This window comes from Marinospirillum sp., assembly GCF_014859565.1.
In genome coordinates, this window is the sequence record NZ_JACUUA010000385.1 from 1 (window position 1) to 2,184 (window position 2,184).

The window sequence follows — 2,184 nt, forward strand, 5'->3', positions numbered from 1 at the left end:
GTTGAAGTGGCACCTGGCTTTTGTGAAACCCGCTTGCTGGTGCGTAAGGATCATAACCAGCAGGATGGTTTTGTTCATGCTGGGGTGCAGTGTTCAGTGGCGGATCATACTGCCGGGGCGGCCGCAGCCACTTTGATTCCGGCAGGTTCGATGGTGCTGACTGCGGATTTTAAAATCAGCTTGCTGCGCCCGGTGTATGGCAAGGAGCTGAACTGTGTGGCGCGGGTGATTAAACCAGGGCGAGGATTGATTGTGGTGGAGTCAGATCTGTTTACTGATCAAAAACGAGAACGTTTATTAGCGCGCGCCTGTGTTACTCTAGCGGTGGTTCGTAAGCCAGAATAAGTCTTTTATTAACAAAATATTATACTTTTAAAGTGGTGTCAGTTTTATATATAATAAAACTATGTGCTCCCTGAGGAATTTGCTGATGCCGCTGTATCGGATATTGCTGTTCCTGCTCTTACTGGTTGTGACGGGAACAACCAGTGCTGCTTTGTCCATTACGGACGAGGTGAGTCGCCCGGTAGGGCGGGCTGTGGTTTATCATCTGGATCTACAGCAACAGCTGAATGCACAACAGGCTTATCAACTTTGGCAGCAAGGCAGGTTTGTTGCTGCTGAACAGTCTACCCTCACTTTTGGTATAGGTGGCTCCTCGGTCTGGATGCTGCTGGAGCTGGATAACCCCACCGGTCTGACTCAATTTCGCCATCTTTTATTGGATGCTTCATGGATTGATGAGGTGCACTACCATGTGTTCCGTGATGGGGTGGAGGTGGATCGCTGGATCACTGGTGACAACTATCCCTTTACTGGTCGTAATCGTTTACAGACGGGTTTTGTCAAATCACTGGAGCTGCGTCCTGGTCTTAGTCAGGTGCTGATCTTTGCAGCTACACCCGATGCTATGGTGGTGCCCCTGCGGCTGATGGATGATGCCGAACTGATGGAGTTTTCTCTGCGCAGGGTGTTCACCTACGGTTTGGGTTACGGTTTTTTGCTGGCGCTGATTTTGTACAATACCGCGATTTATTTTGGTATCCGGGATCGGCGGCATTTGCTGTATGCGCTTTATCTGAGTATTTTCACCCTTACCAACTTTTCATACACCGGACATGGTTTTGCCTGGCTGTGGCCGGATGCTGTGGAGTGGCAACGCTGGGCGCAGCCCTTGTTGATGATTGGGTTTGGTTGTGCCGGGTTGCTGTTTGCCACGGTGTTTCTGGATATTCGCCGTCATTGGTGGCTGGCGTACCGGTTAAGCCGGGGCAGTATGGTGTTGGTGCTGTTGTTGTATTTCCTGAGTCTGATGTTGCAGAATCAGTCACTGGCGCTGTTGGTGGCTTTTGTATTTATGGTGGTTTTTACCCTGTTGATGCTGATGATGGGTGTTTATCAGGTTCGTCAGGGCAGTATCAGTGCTCGTTTTTATCTGGCTGCAGTCAGTTTTGGCACGTTGGGTACACTTTTAACAACCCTCTCCACCTGGGGTGCTGTACCTAGTAACGAGTGGCTTTTTCGAGCTGCGGAGCTGGGTATGTTAGTGGAGGCTACACTGCTGGCGCTGGCCTTGGCTTCACGTATTCGTCGTGCTCAGCAGAAACAGTATCAGGCTGAACTGGAAGCCAATACGGACTCTTTGACACAGTTAAATAACCGCAGGGCACTGTATCAGCGGGCGGAGGTGTTCTGGGGTTTATCCCACCGTCGTCAGTTACCGCTGAGTGTGGTGGTGTTGGATATTGATCACTTCAAGAACTTTAATGACACCTACGGTCATGCTTTTGGTGATGAAGTATTAAAAAAACTGGCGCAGTGTATTCGCGAAAATATCCGTGAGCAGGATCTTGCTGCGCGCTGGGGTGGTGAGGAATTTATCCTTTTAATGCCCAACACCACAGTGGATCAGGCGGTTAATTTTGCTGAGCGATTGTTGCAGGTGTTGAGAAAAACCCTGATGGAATACGAGGGAGCACAGGTGCGAATCACCGCCAGCTTTGGTGTGGCTCAGGTTAATCAGCAGGATAACAATCTGGATGATCTTATTCAGCGGGCAGATCAGGCACTGTATCGAGCCAAAAACGAAGGCCGCAACCGGGTATGCAGTTACGACCTTTCAGTTTTGACGGAATAAAACAGGCTTTTTTTGATTAATACAAAGCCTGACTTTCTTCCACCACT

The 2,184-nt window shown here is 49.6% G+C and carries 2 protein-coding genes; both read left to right on the forward strand.

The window, feature by feature from the left end:
• A partial coding sequence (locus IBX50_RS19975) for a PaaI family thioesterase (protein WP_366930757.1) occupies nt 1–345 on the forward strand: 345 nt, incomplete at its 5' end.
• A gap of 85 nt (nt 346–430) precedes the next feature.
• On the forward strand, nt 431–2,137 hold the full coding sequence (locus IBX50_RS19980; RefSeq protein WP_292258148.1) for a diguanylate cyclase: 1,707 nt from the start codon (nt 431–433) through the stop codon (nt 2,135–2,137).
• Nucleotides 2,138–2,184: the final 47 nt, after the last annotated feature.

Coding starts and splice junctions, on each gene's coding strand:
- IBX50_RS19980 (WP_292258148.1), top strand. CDS start 431: ATGCCGCTGTATCGGATATTGCTGTTCCTGCTCTTACTGGTTGTGACG.